The organism is Actinoplanes sp. NPDC026623 (assembly GCF_040638275.1).
Taxonomy (GTDB): domain Bacteria; phylum Actinomycetota; class Actinomycetes; order Mycobacteriales; family Micromonosporaceae; genus Actinoplanes.
The window spans coordinates 1-1107 of the sequence record NZ_JBEZXZ010000458.1; the positions used below are offsets into that span (position 1 = coordinate 1).

A 1107-nucleotide genomic window follows, 5' to 3' on the forward strand; every position below is an offset into this window, starting at 1 on the left:
CGTCGGCACGCAGAACTTCGGCAACACCTTCCCGGGCGCGAGCGCGCCGTTCGGCATGGTCCAGGTCAGCCCGGACACCGGCGGCCAGGGCGGATACGACTACCAGCAGAGCCGCATCCACGGCTTCAGCCAGACACACCTGTCCGGCGTCGGCTGCGGCGTCGCCGGCGAGCTGCCCATGCTGCCCACCACGGGCGCGGTCAGCACCTCCGACCCGAATTCGTACTCCTCGCCCTACTCGCACGACGACGAGGAGGCCTCGCCCGGCTACTACCGGGTCGGCCTGTCGCGGTACCAGACCCGGGCCGAGCTGACCGCGACCCCGCGCACCGGCTGGCAGCGCTACACGTTTCCGGCGACCGGCGCCGCCAACGTCCTGTTCAACACGGGCAAGGCCAACCAGTCCGTCTTCGACTCCGAGATCCACGTCGTCGGCGACCGCACCGTCGAGGGCCGGGTGCACGCCGGCGGCTTCTGCGCCGGCAAGGACGACCACACCGTCTACTTCACCGCGAGCTTCGACCGCCCGTTCGCGGCGAGCGGCACCTGGCGCGGCCCGGCGCTGACCCCCGGCGGCAGGGACGCGTCCGGCACCGGCGGCAACGGCGCGTGGGTCACCTTCGACGCGACCCAGGACCGCGACGTCGTCGTCAAGGTCGCGCTCTCCTACACCGGGCCGGAGGGCGCCCGGCGGAACCTGGCCGCCGAGACCGCCGACTCCTACGACTTCGACGCCGTCCGGGCGAGGCTGCGCGACACCTGGGCCGGCGAACTCGACCGGATCAGGATCGGCGGCGGGGCCGCGGACCGGCGCGGCGTCTTCTACACCGCGCTCTACCACTCGCTGCTGCACCCCAACCTGGCCGGCGACGTCGACGGCGCATACATGGGCTTCGACCGGCGGGTGCACACCGCGAGCGGCTACACGCCGTACCAGAATTTCTCGCTCTGGGACACCTACCGGCCGCAGAACCAGTTGCTCGAACTGCTCGTCCCGGAGGTGGCCCGGGATGTGGCGCTGTCGGTGGTCGCGATCGGGCGCGACGGCGGCTGGCTGCCGCGCTGGGCCCTGGCCAACAGCGAAACCAACATCATGACCGGTGACCC

General features: G+C 72.0%; 1 protein-coding gene. It reads left to right on the forward strand.

Translation table 11 applies throughout. The features are described from left to right. On the forward strand, positions 1 to 1107 hold a 1107-nt coding region (locus tag AB0F10_RS45795; protein ID WP_360640938.1), incomplete at both ends, for a GH92 family glycosyl hydrolase.